This is a genomic window from Psychrobacter immobilis (assembly GCF_904846175.1).
GTDB classification, from domain to species: Bacteria; Pseudomonadota; Gammaproteobacteria; order Pseudomonadales; family Moraxellaceae; genus Psychrobacter; species Psychrobacter immobilis_E.
The window spans coordinates 41,022-56,784 of sequence record NZ_CAJGZM010000012.1 but is presented as its reverse complement, the minus strand read 5'-3'; the positions used below and the strand labels follow the sequence as shown (position 1 = coordinate 56,784).

13 protein-coding genes are annotated in these 15,763 nt (G+C 40.4%); 2 read left to right on the top strand and 11 right to left on the bottom strand.

Features of this window, described 5'->3' with window-relative positions; translation table 11 throughout:
* Window positions 1-145: 145 nt before the first annotated feature.
* The 5 genes from rlmN to JMW39_RS12070 all read right to left on the bottom strand — a co-directional run bounded on the left by rlmN (window position 146) and on the right by JMW39_RS12070 (window position 5,982).
* On the bottom strand, window positions 146-1,375 hold the full coding sequence (rlmN, locus tag JMW39_RS12090; RefSeq protein WP_201546829.1) for a 23S rRNA (adenine(2503)-C(2))-methyltransferase RlmN: 1,230 nt from the start codon (window positions 1,373-1,375) through the stop codon (window positions 146-148).
* A gap of 411 nt (window positions 1,376-1,786) precedes the next feature.
* The gene (ndk, locus tag JMW39_RS12085) at window positions 1,787-2,218 is read right to left on the bottom strand and encodes a nucleoside-diphosphate kinase (RefSeq protein ID WP_055124481.1); all 432 of its coding nucleotides are present in this window, start codon (window positions 2,216-2,218) and stop codon (window positions 1,787-1,789) included.
* A gap of 311 nt (window positions 2,219-2,529) precedes the next feature.
* Window positions 2,530-2,946, bottom strand: coding sequence for a lysozyme inhibitor LprI family protein (locus tag JMW39_RS12080; RefSeq protein WP_201546823.1), 417 nt, complete (start codon window positions 2,944-2,946; stop codon window positions 2,530-2,532).
* A 241-nt stretch (window positions 2,947-3,187) separates the two neighbouring features.
* Complete coding sequence (locus JMW39_RS12075; protein WP_201546821.1) at window positions 3,188-4,477, bottom strand: adenylosuccinate synthase; 1,290 nt, start codon at window positions 4,475-4,477, stop codon at window positions 3,188-3,190.
* Window positions 4,478-4,659: 182 nt separating this feature from the next.
* Window positions 4,660-5,982 carry an ATP phosphoribosyltransferase regulatory subunit gene (locus JMW39_RS12070; RefSeq protein ID WP_201546819.1) on the bottom strand — a complete coding sequence of 441 codons (1,323 nt, stop codon included), beginning with the start codon at window positions 5,980-5,982 and terminating at the stop codon, window positions 4,660-4,662.
* A 590-nt stretch (window positions 5,983-6,572) separates the two neighbouring features.
* On the opposite strand from JMW39_RS12070, the gene JMW39_RS12065 reads away from it, so the two are divergent.
* The gene (locus JMW39_RS12065) at window positions 6,573-6,962 is read left to right on the top strand and encodes a DUF2237 family protein (RefSeq protein ID WP_201546817.1); all 390 of its coding nucleotides are present in this window, start codon (window positions 6,573-6,575) and stop codon (window positions 6,960-6,962) included.
* Between the two features lie 107 nt (window positions 6,963-7,069).
* Window positions 7,070-8,293, top strand: a complete 1,224-nt coding sequence (gene corA / locus JMW39_RS12060; RefSeq protein ID WP_201546815.1) for a magnesium/cobalt transporter CorA — start codon at window positions 7,070-7,072, stop codon at window positions 8,291-8,293.
* Window positions 8,294-8,423: 130 nt separating this feature from the next.
* Here the strand turns inward: corA and JMW39_RS12055 are convergent, their stop codons facing one another.
* From JMW39_RS12055 to asnB, 6 genes are all read right to left on the bottom strand, one after another.
* On the bottom strand, window positions 8,424-8,906 hold the full coding sequence (locus JMW39_RS12055; RefSeq protein WP_201546861.1) for a phosphate-starvation-inducible PsiE family protein: 483 nt from the start codon (window positions 8,904-8,906) through the stop codon (window positions 8,424-8,426).
* Between the two features lie 104 nt (window positions 8,907-9,010).
* Window positions 9,011-9,916 carry a bifunctional methylenetetrahydrofolate dehydrogenase/methenyltetrahydrofolate cyclohydrolase FolD gene (gene folD, locus JMW39_RS12050; RefSeq protein ID WP_201546813.1) on the bottom strand — a complete coding sequence of 302 codons (906 nt, stop codon included), beginning with the start codon at window positions 9,914-9,916 and terminating at the stop codon, window positions 9,011-9,013.
* Window positions 9,917-10,183: 267 nt separating this feature from the next.
* A complete protein-coding gene (locus JMW39_RS12045; protein ID WP_201546811.1) occupies window positions 10,184-10,873 on the bottom strand; it encodes a sugar transferase in 690 nt (229 codons plus the stop codon).
* 184 nt (window positions 10,874-11,057) lie between these two features.
* Window positions 11,058-12,212 carry a glycosyltransferase family 4 protein gene (locus JMW39_RS12040; RefSeq protein ID WP_201546809.1) on the bottom strand — a complete coding sequence of 385 codons (1,155 nt, stop codon included), beginning with the start codon at window positions 12,210-12,212 and terminating at the stop codon, window positions 11,058-11,060.
* A 190-nt stretch (window positions 12,213-12,402) separates the two neighbouring features.
* Window positions 12,403-13,386 (bottom strand): hypothetical protein, encoded by a 984-nt coding sequence (locus JMW39_RS12035; RefSeq protein ID WP_227679512.1) that lies wholly within the window; start codon window positions 13,384-13,386, stop codon window positions 12,403-12,405.
* A gap of 410 nt (window positions 13,387-13,796) precedes the next feature.
* Window positions 13,797-15,755 carry an asparagine synthase (glutamine-hydrolyzing) gene (gene asnB / locus JMW39_RS12030; RefSeq protein WP_201546805.1) on the bottom strand — a complete coding sequence of 653 codons (1,959 nt, stop codon included), beginning with the start codon at window positions 15,753-15,755 and terminating at the stop codon, window positions 13,797-13,799.
* Window positions 15,756-15,763 lie beyond the last annotated feature (8 nt).

Genomic DNA, 15,763 nt, shown 5'->3' with positions numbered 1-15,763 from the left:
AATAACTACATTTTATTACCGTTGTGAGATAAAAATGACAGCTAAGCATTTAATTTAAGTACCTAACATTAGTCATATATTCCAATATCCACTCATTAAATACCCACCTTACGTTATTAACGGCATATTTTTTACACTATATTAATTAAATGTTTTCGCGATCTTTAATACTTTGCTGCCAAGCTGCTGAGCGACGCGTTCTGTCAGCGACTTGCCCGACCAACTGCCCACAAGCGGCATCGATGTCGTCACCGCGCGTTTGACGAATGGTACACACAAAACCCGCTTGGCTCAGAATGTCACTAAAGGCATGAATGCGATTATTGCTTGATTTGTCGTAATTGGCATGAGGGAAAGGATTAAACGGAATCAGATTAATCTTACTCGGTAAACCTTCCAATAACGCCACCAATTGATGTGCATGCTCATTACGATCATTGACACCATCAAGCATGACATATTCAATCGTTACGTGTTTTTTATGACGCGGATTGACATCATAAACATAGTTTTTCGCCGCGGCAATCAACTGTTCTAGCGGATACTTTTTATTAATTGGCACCAGCTCGTTACGCAGCTCATCATTAGGCGCATGCAGTGAAATCGCCAACGCCACATCGATATCTTGTGCCAATTGATACATCTTTGGCACGACGCCTGAGGTTGATAACGTCACACGGCGTTTTGATAGCCCATAAGCATGGTCGCTCAGCATCAACTCCATCGAGCCAACCACTGGTTTATAGTTTAATAATGGCTCACCCATTCCCATCATCACGACGTTGGTTACATTATTTTCCCATAAGCTATGGTCAACATTTTCTAAACTATCATTTTCATCGGTCATATAAGAAGCATTGGCCACCCATAATTGCCCGATGATTTCGGCGGCGCTTAAATCACGCTCAAAACCCTGCTTGCCGGTACTACAGAAGCTACAATCTAATGCACAGCCCACTTGCGACGATATGCATAGGGTTTTTCGACCGTTTAATTTACTGTCGTCGGCTGGTATCAATACTGTCTCAACCAACGAGCCGCCAGTCACTTCAAAAACCCATTTACGCGTACCGTCTTCACTATATTGACGGTGAATCACTTTTGGCGGAATCACACAAGCATTGGCTGCCAATTTATCACGCAATGATTTGCTCAAATTGGTCATTTGCTCAAAATCTGTCACGCCATGCTGATAAATCCACTTAATAACCTGCGTCGAGCGAAATGGCTTCTCGCCGATACTTTTAAAGTAATCTGCCAGCTGTGCTTGGGTCATGCCCAAGAGATTGGTTTTAGCTTGCGCCTCATCAACGAGCTTAATGCTATTCGCAGACTTTGTTGGGGTATGTTGGATGGGTGTTTGAATAGTGGACATAATAGGTAACCTTTTTGCAGCCATTTGGATAAGCGCTGCAATTATTGAGATGGGCGTTGCCAGTCAGTCATACATTTATATATGAGTGCATGAGCAATCCGTTATGAGCGCATTTTTTATCAAAAACTGAACGCAATATGCTGATAAGGGATTGATAACGCTAAGTAAAACTTATAATGAGGGAGAATGGCTGAAATTTCAATGCATTAATAGACCATTATAATAGCTAAAACGGCTTATACCAAAAGATATAAGCCGTCTTGCCATACTAATAATTTATAATCAATTTTATAAACCATTAGTGCATAGTGAATCAAATATAGAGCTGGTACAAGGAAGACGAGCGCAAATCGTACATTGAATACATTAAGCTAGTCTGACACCGTAACAGCCTATATTTGGTTTACTATATTAACGCGTACGTGCACACACTTCTTCTTCATTGAAGAAGTAGCTGATTTCACGTGCTGCTGATTCAGCTGAATCTGAACCATGAACGGCGTTTTCATCGATGCTGCTAGCGAAATCAGCACGGATAGTGCCTTCAGCCGCGTCTTTTGGGTTAGTAGCGCCCATGATGTCGCGATGCTTAGCGATAGCGTTTTCACCTTCTAATACTGATACCAATACTGGACCTGAAGTCATAAATGACACTAGGTCATTATAGAATGGACGCTCAGCGTGCTCAGCGTAAAAACCACCTGCTTTTTTATCATCAAGTTGCATCATTTTAGCTGCAACAATTTTCAGACCTGATTTTTCAAAACGGTCATAGATAGCGCCGATGTTATTGCCAGCTACTGCGTCAGGTTTGATGATAGATAAAGTACGTTCGTTAGCCATGAAAAGCTCCTAATACATAAGTGAGGGATTAAATAATTTATGTTGTCTGTGATCACTGCGCTGACTAAAGGTATTTATGCATGTCCAATACGGATACACAATACGAAGATACCGCGCCCAACGAATGATTGCTGCCTATTATAATGATTGAGACTGTAAATGATAGGGTTAATTACGCTAACTGTTCAGAAAAGCAAGGTTAAAAAAGCTTTAAAAATACCTTACTTAAAAATAGGTAATTTTAAAGCTTGGTTGCACACATAAAATGAAAGCCACATCACGATGGTTTTTATAAATGTACGATTGACTAACTATTCTCCCAATCGACTGTCGCGGCAACTACCCGCATTACATTCACGTACCCGATCATTTAAGAAGTTAACTCGTGTCGTTGTTTTACGGGTCGCGCAGCCCATATTGACAAAAAAACCTTCGTCATTATTATAACTACACTGATCATTACGCTCGCGTATCCATGCCAGTTGTCCACGCTTTAATTTGGATTTTTGCGAGGTATTCAAGTGTTTAGTCAGTTTTGCATAAGAATTATTAAGCTCTTTATCTGCTTCTAGATATACTTTGGTTAAGCAATACAGACCATCAAAATCATTGATGGGCTTATCACAATTCTGAGCGCCCCAAGATAGCATGGGAAACATAAAAGCTGCCGATGTCAAGATGGCTAATGAGGTTTTAATAATAGTGTGCTTCATAATATTAGTTTTCATGTTATGTCCCTCTTATGGTTTGCTGATAATGGAAATCCTTTTTCACACATGAAATGCTACTTAACAAAGATAATGCTATTCTTGTCACTATTAGCTTAATCTTTTTTGAAAGCGCTTATCTTGATTTTATGTAATTAGTAACTGTAAGCATTTTATAAATATTCTTAAAAAAATCCCATAAAAAGACCTCCACTGCGTTTAAACAATGGAGGTTATTATTAATAAATAGCTGTTTTACTAATTATGCATCATACGGATCGCGTAATACAATCGTCTCTTCACGGTCAGGACCGGTCGAGATGATATCGACTGGGCAATCAATCAATGCTTCGATACGCTTGATGTATTTTTTTGCATTTTCTGGCAAGTCGTCATAATTGGTGATACCAACGGTTGACTCACTCCAACCTTGTAGCGTTTCATATTTTGGCGTGACTGACTCGTAGAACTCAGCATCATGCGCGCCAGCAAACTCAGTATCTGGCACATCATAGCCTACCCCAATGAGCAGCTCTTCAAGTCCGTCTAGGACATCAAGCTTGGTCAAGCAAATACCTGATAGTGAGTTCAGTACCACTGCACGGCGCAACGCTTCGGCATCAAACCAACCACAGCGACGAGCACGACCAGTCGTTGCACCAAATTCATGACCGACTTTTGCCAAATGCGCACCAACATCGTCAAACAATTCGGTTGGGAACGGACCACTACCAACACGCGTGGTGTACGCTTTAGTGATACCCAGTACATAGTCTAAATACAATGGACCAATACCCGTACCAGTCGATACGCCGCCCGCGGTTACGCTAGAGCTGGTCACAAACGGATAAGTACCATGGTCGATATCAAGTAATGTACCCTGCGCACCTTCAAACATAAGGTTCTTGCCAGCAAGACGTAATTGATTGAGGTCTTCGGTTACATCGGTAACCATGCCTTTGATTTCTTCTTTCCACTCTTGGCAAAGCTTAAAGGTTTCATCAAAATCAATGGCGTCAACTTTATAATACTGAGTCAATTGGAAGTTATGATATTCGATTAAGTTGCGTAGTTTTTCTTCTAAGTCATCACGGAATAAGTCAGCAAGCTTAATCGCACGGCGCGCAACTTTGTCTTCATAAGCTGGTCCAATACCACGACCCGTCGTACCAATTTTACCAGTGCCACGCTTAGCTTCACGTGCTTGATCAAGCGCAACGTGATAAGGCATAATCAATGGGCAGTTTGGTGAAATACGTAAGCGTTCACGTACTGGCACGTTATTGTCTTCTAGATTTTTCATCTCTTTTAGTAATGCGTCAGGTGCTAACACCACACCATTACCAATGAAGCAAGTCACGCCTTCACGTAGGATACCTGATGGAATCAGATGTAAAACGGTGGTTTTGCCATCGACGACTAGGGTGTGGCCAGCGTTATGTCCGCCTTGAAAGCGTGCAACTGCTGCGGCTTTTTCGGTAAGTAAATCAACGATCTTACCTTTACCTTCATCGCCCCATTGGCTACCCAAAACTACGACATTCTTACCCATGATTAATCCTTACCTTGATGTATTGAGGTGTGTGCAATAATAATTTTAAAATAACTTATCAAAACTCACGTCGTGCTAAGAAATGATATGTTATTCACTGTCTATTTTTTAGAAATTTAATAAATAAGTTTCAATAAATGAAGCTTATTCAAACTGGTTATTAGCTTAACGGATTTTTAAATTTAAACCGCTTCTAGCTGCCACTTATTATTCGCAAAGTTTAAACGATGCGTCATCGCTGCTGGACGGTCTTCAGCCGTTAATGGCATAGTGACGCGGTAGCCTTGCTGACGTAAACTTGAGACCTGCTGTAATAGCATTTGCATTTGCGCTTTATCAGCATGATTTGATACTTGATTTAATGCCTGATAATCAACTAGTACAATAATCGGTGACTCAAGCTGCGTATGCGCCAGCAAACGGCTAACATCCATACTAAAGCCTGTGGCTTCACGTGGTTGCTTAGCACTTAATTGACCTACGCTATGCATACCATCAAAGCGCCCACCACGTACCAGTGGCTGGGTTTCACTATTGATATAGCCGTTAAATATAATACCTGTATGATAGTGATAACCCGACAGTTCAGTCACATCGATACTCACTGGGCACTGCCACTGCGCTTCTAAATGTGCTTTTAAGCGTTGCAGCTCATCGACAGCCGTCACAATGTGCGTATCTTGCTTGGCAATATCTGACAGTGTGTCTAATAACTTTGCCATGTCATGACCAAATCGTGCCAATGCATAAAAATCATTACCCATTGTCAGCAACTGACAAACACGTTTTAGCTCTGGTAAATTTTTATTTGCATAGAGATTCATCAATTGCTCGGTGTCATTATCTGACAACTCAGCCAATACCGCTAAACGCTTAAATATCGCCACATGACCCAAATCAATATGTAGGGCAGCGCTCATATCTAAGCTATTTACCATACTAAACAGCACATCTATCAGCTCGATATCAGCAGCAAGTTCACCGCAACCAAATATCTCTGCACCTAACTGTAGCGGTGTACGTGAGCCAAACAATCCTGAAGGCAAAGTATGAATCACATCGCCAGCGTAGCAATAACGTGCAATTCCGCTACCGCCATGATGCGCATCAATACGCAAAATCTGTGGGGTAATATCAGCTCGCACACCCATCAAGCGACCGGTCAGCTGATCGATAATCTTGAATGTTTGACGCTTTAAATCTTCTGATGCGTCACTCAATAAAGATTCGGTAAACTCAATCATTGGCGGATTGACCAATTGATAGCCATGGCTGATAAGCTGCTGGATCAATTGATGTCTGAGTACTTCTTGCTTGTGTGCATCTTCAAACAACACATCAACGACCCCATCAGGCAGCAACCAGCTGTTATTGGCAACATCGCTGGCAAAGTTGCTTAGATATGGCAGGCCATTAGCGGTAGCACGATTATCAGCAGGCTGAGTCGCCTCTGGTTTTGTCGTATTTGACTGGGCAGGTTTTGCAGAATCAGAACTGGCAGACACAATGAATCCTTGTTTGGCGTATCGCTTACCAAAAACGCGGTACTGATGCGGTACTAAAAGGTTGTATTTACAATTGCAGGGATGCGAGGCGTTTTCTATTTTTGACGCGCAACATCACTGACCCAATTATCTATAAGCAAACTAGGTGACCGCAAAAGGGTGAGTAATAAGTATAAGTTAGGATGATAAGACGAGTATCTTTATGCGCTAAAAAATTATGATAAATAATCAAGGCACTTTATGCTTTAGTTTAGCATAGCAGCCAAGCTTCGCCTAGTGACAATTAACCCCAATTACTATCTAATTCATGGTCAAAAGGTTTACAGCCTTCATTATTAATAAGGTATGCATTCAACACGAATAACTGAAAATAAAAAGTAATACCTATCACTGATAAGAGTAACACAGGGTTATTTATGTTGATTATGTCTCATCGCGCTTACTTATTTCCTAGAATCTCGTTTCTTAACATCACTACTTATTAGCATTACTGTTTCTATCAGCCTGAAGCGTTGCGGTCTGTTACTTGCATAACGCCTTATCGCTAGACTCATGTTACACTAAAGCATACTTTTATCTCGGAAAGCCTTATGTCATCTGATTACCACCCAAATCCTGCTATCAACCAAACCAACGTCCTCGGCACTGCCCTTGCCAGCTGTTGTTTTGACCCTATTACCGGCTATTATCGCAATGGCTTTTGTCATACCGGCAACCATGACGTTGGTCAGCATACTGTGTGCGCTAAGATGACCAGTGAATTTTTAAACTTTTCTGCCAGTCGTGGCAATGATTTGATCACGCCGCTGCCCGAGTATGGTTTTGCCGGTTTACAGCCTGGTGATTACTGGTGTATCTGCGCGCTACGTTGGGTCGAAGCTTTAGACTTCGATATTGCGCCGCAGATTAAGCTTGAAGCCTGTCATGAAAGTTTATTAAGTTTGGTTGATATCGAAACGCTGAAACGCTTTGCATTGTAGTTTGTAGAAAAGTGATGTTCAGAAAAAATTATTTTAGTCGCATGTCATAATCTATTTAATTTAATGTTTATTTTATTTAACATTAACCACCGACTAAAGGAGAAGGTATGAACCAAGATGATGACCTGATTGTCAAACCGACAACGCGTATCACACCTGACTCTAATGTCAGCCTTATCGATACCAGCATGGGCGATGAGCGCTCTTATTTAGACAATTACGATAGCTATGACAGTTATATTTATGGCGACGCCGATGCGACGGTCGAGGATACGATTGAGACGATGACCGTCTACGACCCCGACTCTGAGCGTTATGAGGATATAGATTTATCGAGCGATGACGAAGTGGTCAATTGCTATGCTTACTCGCGTAAAACCGGTGAAAAAACCAGTAAAGTTGGACTAAATGATGTCAGTCGCGCTTTAAGTAATAGCGGTCAATTTATCTGGCTTGGTCTTTATGACCCAAGTTTGGAAACCATGGTCAAAGTTAGAGATGCCTTTGAGCTACATGAACTGGCGATTGAAGATGCCTTTGCTGATCATCAGCGCGCCAAGGTTGAGAACTATGATAATGACATGATATTTGTGGTGCTACGTACCGCCAAGCTCGAAGACAATGTCATTCGTTATGGCACCACGGCGATATTTATGGGCAAAAACTATCTGATTACCATTCGTAATGGGCCGTCGAACTCTTATGCTCCGGTGCGCGAACACTGCCATCGTCGCCCCGAAAAGCTGCGCATGGGCCCTATATTTGTTCTGCATGCCATTCTCGATTTTATCGTCGATAATTATATGCCGATTACCGATCGTTTAGGCAGTTATCTACGTGAACAAGAACGTAATATTTTTACCTATGAGTTTAATAAAGAAACGCTTAGAAATCTGTATGAATTAAAATCACAACTGGTGCATATGCGCGCGGTGATTTTACCGGTACAAGATATCTGTAGTTTCTTTATCAATCACGATAAAAGCGACTTAATCTCGCCGTTTTCTCACGCTGCTAAACCTTACTTCCGTGACGTTAATGACCACTTATTGCATTCTCTAGATGCGATTAATGGCTTAAATGAAATGCTTAGCGTGGTCATGAATACTTACCTCGCCATGGTCAATATGGGACAGAATGAGGTGGTACGTAAACTTGCTGCTTGGGCTGGTATTTTAGCCGTGCCAACAGCGATTGCCGGCATTTATGGGATGAACTTTGACTTTATGCCAGAGCTGCATTGGCAGTACTCTTACCTTGTTATCATGGCCGTTATCTTTTCGCTCTGTAGCTTCTTATACCTTAATTTTAAACGCTTGGGTTGGTTGTAACTTAAGCGGCTTTCTCAGATTTCAGATAAAAAAAGGGCTGCTATTCAATTGGCAACCCTTTTTTATTAACAATTAACAGCAATTTATTAACAACCATTCATCAATGATGTTGATTGAAGATAACAAAACCTTATTTACGATAATGCTTGCTATCGACGCTCGGCAGATGATGCTCGGTACTGGTCATTTGATGATCATCCAAATAATCTTCTGGTCGCCCAAACATCTTGGCCGTCCAGGTCAGTATAACGATTGAGGCACTCAGCACCATAATGGCAAAGGAAATCGTTGCCAAGAGCCAGAGATGAAAGTTATCTGATACCGCTTGTACATCGACGACCAGATGTCGTGATAAAGCGGTAATCGCGATAAATATCAAAAACTGTACTGGCAGACGATGGGTTTTAAAATAAATCCCAATCATCGCCAGTAGCTCGAGATAAATAAACAGTAGTAAAATATCTTTTAAATCGGCCGAGCCTTTTTGAAAAATAACAAAGAACTCTTTGCCCGCTGTCCAAACCACCACCACACTAATCAAAAACAAAATAATATAGTGGGAAATATCGACAAACTCACGGCCGATATGTTGCATGCGCTCATGTATTTCCATTTTTGGCTTTGATACATAAGAGGTATTGGTTTGTTGGGCTTGATGGACTTTACTATTTTTCTGTTCTGATTGCTGTTCTGGTTCTTGCTCTGACAGCGGCTTCATCAGCTGACTGCACTATTGTCTAAACCAGCAGACTTTTCGGCCGCATCAACCGTTTGACGAATTAAGGTATTAATGGTCATCGGTCCAACGCCGCCGGGAACGGGTGTATAAGCACTGGCAATACTTTCTATACCTTGCAACTCGATATCACCAACGCCGCCATTATCCGTTGGATGGAAACCTGCATCGATAACTACCGCGCCTGCTTTAATCCAATCAGCTTTAATCAGCTCAGGCACACCCACTGCGCCAACTACGATATCAGCACGCTTAATATGCGACTCTAGATCTTGCGTTCTTGAATGGCAAATCGTTACCGTACAGTTGGCATTTAATAGCATCATCGCCATTGGCTTACCCAAGATAGCACTGCGACCGACGACCACTGCCTCTTTACCTGCAAGTTCAACATTATAATGCTCTAATAAATGCATGATACCTTGCGGGGTACATGAGCCGTAAGCGGACTGCTGCATCGCCATACGACCAAAGCCCAAACAAGTCACGCCATCGACGTCTTTTGCCAAATCAATCTGCTCAAAGCAAGCGCGCTCATCGATATGCGCGGGTACTGGATGCTGTAGCAAAATACCATGAACGTCTGGATTGCTATTAAGCTCGTCTATTTTAGCCATTAGCTCTTCGGTGGTTGTCACACTTGGCATCTCAACTCGTATAGAATCCATGCCGACACGCTTACAAGAATTGCCCTTCATACGCACATAAGTCGCAGAAGCAGGATCGTCACCGACCAATATCGTCGCTAGGCTTGGGGTACGTCCTGTCTTAGCTTTAATAGCGTCTACACGCGTACTCAGTTGCTGTTCTATTTGTTTAGCAAGTGCTTTACCGTCCAAAACGGTAGCAGATCCTTGGGCAGTTGACGTAATAGACGCAATTGACATAGTAACTCCAATAGAGGGTGCGATAAAAAAAGTAAAGACAGCGCCTGCAGTATTTTTGCATGCCTGTCTTATGAGCGGTCAATTCTTTTTGACCGTTAATTGAGACTGATATTGTACCTGTCTGAGCTAAAAAATCCTAGCGCACTTTAAAGAGCCAACGATAAAGAGCTAATAACATAACCACTTTTATAAGTGTTAGGTAACTTATATAACTGAATACACTTTTAATAAAGCATGATGCTTATACATCTTATTTTCAATACTGGACTAAACATTGGTGTTACGCTTTGAAAAATGCCTATTCAGACATCGACGGCTTAACAAGCTTCTCCTAACACTAGCGTTTATAACTTTATATCTTCGTTGCTTATTACCAGTAAATCGACTCATTGTAGCTTCTCCCTCTGCACAAATTCCATGCTTTGTTATAACCAGCCCCACTGTTTTAAATAATATTTGAATATCTAACCAGATTGATTGATTACTAACATACCAAATATCAAGTTCAAAGCGTTTTTCCCAACTGATATTATTACGACCATTGATTTGCGCGTAACCCGTAACTCCTGGTTGAACTAAGTGCCTTTTAAACTGCTCTTCACTATATAGTGGCAAATATTCCATAAGCTGAGGGCGCGGCCCTACTATACTCATTTCACCTTTGAGCACATTCCATAGTTGAGGTAACTCATCGAGACTACTGGCTCGAAGTTGTTTACCAAAATTTGTAAGACGATATTCATCAGGCAAGAGATTACCTTCAGAATCTTTCTCATCACTCATTGTCCGAAATTTAATAATCTCAAATGTTTTACCATTAAGACCGGACCGAGCTTGACGAAATAACACAGGTGCTCCAAAGTTTTTCCTAACTTTGTATGCCACCAAGATGAAAATAGGCAGCATTAAAAATAAGGCCATTAGAGCAATGCTCACGTCGAATATCCTTTTAAGCATTTTAAACCTCCTATGTAGAGCAATTGACGATATACCCAGACCCATAATGCTTTCTATATATTAAAATTTAAATATATAAATCCTTATAAAAGAATATATTGGATAAACTTGTTTTTAAAATAAAAATAATTAGACTTTGTATGGCTTAAAACGATACTTCTTAAGTTCGTTCAGATATGAAAACTTACTCTAATCCCATCTCAGCTATCATATGAGCGTTTACCTTTCTAACGTCATACTTATCTACCGCAATGACTCTAGAGGCCGACCCCATTTGTTCATAAAGATTGGGATGCTCTATGAACTGACGCATGGCATCTATCAACTCAGTAACGGCTTGGACGGGAACTAGATAACCATTTATACCATTGGTCACCGGCTCCCTACACCCAGGCGCATCCGTCGTAATAATAGCTCGTCCCATTGACATAGCCTCTAACACAGAGCGTGATGTGCCCTCGCGATAAGACGGTAATACATAGACTGAACTGGCCGCTATGGCAGGACGAACATCTTTAACCTGACCCCAATAGATGATGTCGCCATCTGCTATCCATTGATCTAACTGTGCTTGTTCAATGGCTGCTGGGTTTTCATCTATCGAGCCTACCAGATGAAATTCGGCATCAGGATATTCTCTCTTTATCTGTTTGCATGCTTCGACATATTCCACTATTCCTTTATCTTTGAGCAGTCTAGCAATCAACAAAAAGGAAGACTTGACGGCGCCTGACTCATGTCTAGGTAATGGAAATACATTGAAGTCATTTAAATCCACCCCTGAACCGTTCACCACTACCGTAGGAGTCATTGAATGAACTATATTGAGTTTTTTTAATAAATTTAAGTCATCATTATTTTGAAAAAATACCTTAGAAGACTTTGCTAATGCTTGTTGGTAAAGCACATGTACAAATTTTTGGAAAATGCTACGCTTATTGGTTTCTTCTACTTGCTGAAAGGTATAACCCAATCCCGAAAACAACACAAAACGATAGGATACTCCGGCCAACCATGCTGCTAATGTTCCATATACCACAGGCTTTACAGTGTAAGAAAGTACATATTCTGGTTTAATTCTATTTAATAGCTGATAACTATGAATAAATGTCTTTATATCTTTGACCGGATTAGTTCCGGTTCTTTGCATAGCAATCTGATGGATATGATATCCACGATTTATAAGCTCATTATGGTCTGCAGCATACTTCTCTAAAATAGGAGAAACAATGTGTATCTCATACCCTAATTGAGCAATGGCCTCCAAAAGCTTGCCTCTAAAGTTAAATACATTATGCAAACAGTTAGAATATATTAAAAACTTTTTTATAGTAGTCATAATGTATTTAACCTATTTTTTGAGTCATGTAAAAAACTGACTATTAATAATGCCACCCCAAAACTTATCTTAATAGATATATTTATATATTCACATATATAAATATACTATAGGTAACTTTTAGACTAATTACAATAGAAGGACATAAATAATTTATATTTATACCTTTGAGAGATGTGGTTAAGAATTTTTACTGATTGATTTTAGGAAGTGGGATGTTATTTGGAAGTTTTTCGTTAGAAAATAATGTGTGAATTTCGCAGTCAGCACATACGAACAGCACATATATCATAATGAATGGATATCTATAACGAACAGCTGTTCCATAATTAAATACGACTAAGCCATATACAGACATCGATAAAGCCATAAATAATAACCAAAAAGCAAGATTATCAGGACTTTTCATCAAAGCTTTACGAGTTATCAGAAACAAAATGGCAAGTACAAATAAATTTTCAAATGATTGAATCAAAGGTAGAAAGCCGCTCGCTTCCCACAAAAATGGTTTAGATAAGAAGTAAATACCCGACGTCAAACCTTCAACAACAAACTCTCCTACTCCAGAGATAAGCATAATTTCTTCAGCTTTCCCTCCATCTTCTACAAACATAGCCGCCCTAAAATGATTAATTTGAGGGATAGCTATCGGAGCAGCAAGAAGCAATCCAGCTAGACTAATTAGGCTTATGGTTACTGCTTTTGCTAACCCCATACCCTTTCTAGCCACATTGAAAATAAAATACATTAGAACAATAGGACCTAAAATAAAAAAGTTCTGAAACTTAATTAAGTACAAAGGAATAATAAACAAAATACTTTTAAGGATCTTAGACTCACGCGCATAGACAACCGTTAGCACCATAAAAAATAGAATGAGAGTTTCTCTCAAGCTTAGCGCTGTGTATAGAGCCATGCTTGGAAACAGCAGATAAAACCATATTGATACTTTTGTAAAAATATTTTTGACATACAAAACGAAGAACAAAACAATATAGAGAAAAGTATTATAGAATCCTAAACTAATAGGAGAAACTGGCGATGGAAATGGTAACAGGGCGAGCATAGCACTGGCTTGAAAAACATTATCACCCCCTGTGAATGCTTCAATCAACCCTAGCTCTCCAGATCTTATCGCATTCACTCCCTCCCAATATCTAAACTGATCGCCCATATATGACGTACTGAACATTACGTCATTTAGAATAAAAGGAAGCAAACAGTGTAAAGCAAGGACTACTTGATAATTGGATGGAACCTTAAACTTGTAGCCAACAGTGACAATTAGCAACAAGCATATCAGCAGACTAGGTAACTCAAAAAGTCTGGTCCCTAAAAATCCATACGTATAAATCCAACTTAGGTCTGACATTAGTTTGTCTCTATATTTTTAATAAAAAATTCAAATGACATGTCTGTTTTGGCTATTATCAATTCACTGTTCTGATTAGCCTATTGGAGCGTTCTAATTTAACCTACTGGCTTTATACGGCTATGTTTTAAAAGGTATCCTGCTGATTGTAGTCTAATAACTATTTATATTCAAAAAAATAAATATATTTATCATTTTGCTATCCATATAAATTACTGTGTCTCAAGCCAGGCTTGGAACATTAATATATTCCATAGTTGATCTTGATGATTATATTTACCGCTCAGATGTTCTGTCCACATCCTACGTATGGATGCGGGATAGAAATAACCTTGCTGTAGTAATAGCGTTTCATCTAGTAATGCTTCAGCCCAATCCCGTAATGAGCCTCGTAACCAGTCGTGTAAAGGTAGTCTAAACCCCATTTTAGGCCGCTCAATCAATTGGCGAGGAACATGACGAAATAGCACCTGCTTCAGCAACCACTTACCTTCACCATGACGTATTTTGTAATCCAACGGCATTTTCCAAGCTAATTCAACAATACGATGATCTAGCATCGGCACTCGGGTCTCTAAGCTATTAGCCATAGCAGCGCGATCAACCTTTACCAAAATATCGTCAGCCATATAAGTCTGTGCGTCCATAGCCATCATCGCATGTTGAAAACTATCTGTTTTCGGCCAACAATTTATGTCACTTATCAAAGTACTAGGTTCTTTTGCACCTATGACTAATGTCTCAGGCTGCTGCCAATGACTGGTCAATGACTGGTAAAAATCCTGTTCACTATCAATATTTAGCACACCTGCTAGCTTGTGAGCCTTATCTCCAGGAGCACTCAATCGTAATCCTTTAGGTAGAATAGGATTAAGCGTTGTAAACATAGCATCCCAGCTCTTAGGTGCGAAAGCAGTCAGTGTCGTCGACGCCAATCTTCTCATTGGTCTAGGCAATTTACGATTTTTATTCCAAACTTGCTGAGCCATGAGGTAGCGATTATAGCCTCCAAATAGCTCATCACCCCCATCACCACTTAAGGCAACCGTCACATGCTGACTTGCTAACTGACTGACTAAAAAAGTTGGGATTTGTGAGCTATCTGAAAATGGCTCACAATATATAGACGATAATTTCGGTATCACTGTTAAAGCATCTTTAGCGGTTATATAAAGCTCAGTATGTTCAGTACCAATGTGCTTAGCCACAGATTTTGCATGCGTTGCCTCGTTATACGCTTCATCCTCAAAACCAATAGTAAAAGTCTTAATTGGCCGCCCGTTCTGTGCTTGCATGAGTGCAACGACTGTACTGCTATCTATACCACCGCTTAAAAAAGCGCCAAGTGGCACGTCTGATTGCATTTGACTGCCAATACTCTCCACAAGTGCTGATTCTAAAATATCAACGGCTTGCTTTGGACTGCCCGTAAAAGGATTTTCTAGCCCTGTTTCAACTACAGTATTAAAACTCCAGTAGGCCTTGGGTACCGCTATTTTAGCTTTTCCTAATTCTGCTAAGGGTAATTGTAACCAATAACCAGGTCGCAACTTTTTAATGCCTTGATAAATACTATAAGGAGCAGGGATACAGTTGTGACGCAACAGTAAAGTGATTGAATCACGATTAATATCTGCTTTAAACATAGGGTTTGCTTTCAACGCTTTTAATTCAGAACTAAAGAATAAACTATCGCCCTGCCAACCCCAATATAAAGGTTTTTCACCCATCCTATCCTTTGCTAGAGTCAGGAGTTTCTCTTGCTTATCCCATAAAGCAATGGCAAACATACCTACCATAGCTTGTAGTGTTTTTTCTATACCCCAAGCTACGAAACAAGCGAGCACGGTCTCTGTATCTGAATGACCTCTCCATTCGAGTAAGAAGCCCTCTTGATTAAGCTGTTGACGTAGTTGCAGATGGTTATATATCTCACCATTAAACACCACCACATATCGTCCACACACAGAATGCATAGGCTGTGCGCCTGCAGGCGACAGCTCTAGAATGGCTAAACGCCGATGACCAATAGCTAAGCCAACAGTTTCATCCAGCCAACTATCGCCAGCATCCGGACCTCTATGATAAAGAGTATCGTTCATATGCGTGATACAAGCACGCATCTCTATGTTACTTGATAGGCCTTGGCGAAAACCAACAATACCACACATAAAATACT